Genomic DNA, 527 nt, shown 5'->3' with positions numbered 1-527 from the left:
TCCACCGCTTGTAAATTCATTGATCCTACCCACACGGAAGATATTCCAGATATACAGCTTAATTTTGAAGCAAAGGGTTTAGAAATCTTTGAACCAGAAGTTACTGCGGATCGCTTAAAGCAAGCACTTGATGACGCGCTAAAATGGGCGGTAACAGACATTGACCTTTCTGAAAGACTTCGCTCTGATTATGGCGCTGCTCCTTGGGAAAAAAGCACCACGTCTGAAGCAAACGATGCACATTATGCTTTACTTCATCTTGGCGCTCTTGCTTTATTTGGGTGATGCTGAAACCTTACAATCTTATCAGCAAAGCTTTACGGCAGGTGATCACCTAGGTTTTGACGAGAGCATCAACAAAACCCATCTTGAACGTGCATTAGCTTTAGCCAAAGAAGTAGCAAAGGTGAAGCAAGTGAGTTACGCTTTGATTAAACAGGTGGCAGAAAAGCTTGATGATCCACAAGAGGTTACCAGCAAGGAGCAACCCCGCTCGTGGAAAGAGAAAATAGTCAATTTTATCGGAA

1 pseudogene is annotated in these 527 nt (G+C 43.1%); it reads left to right on the top strand.

The annotated features are described in order from the left end of the window. Window positions 1-527, top strand: a pseudogene (locus tag ACFILA_RS09995) (DUF6990 domain-containing protein); the annotation flags it as partial.

Origin of the sequence: Bartonella sp. CL71SXKL (genome assembly GCF_042194935.1) — a bacterium.
Taxonomy (GTDB): domain Bacteria; phylum Pseudomonadota; class Alphaproteobacteria; order Rhizobiales; family Rhizobiaceae; genus Bartonella.
Note: the sequence above shows the minus strand (reverse complement) of the source record. Positions and strands in the feature narration are given on the sequence as shown.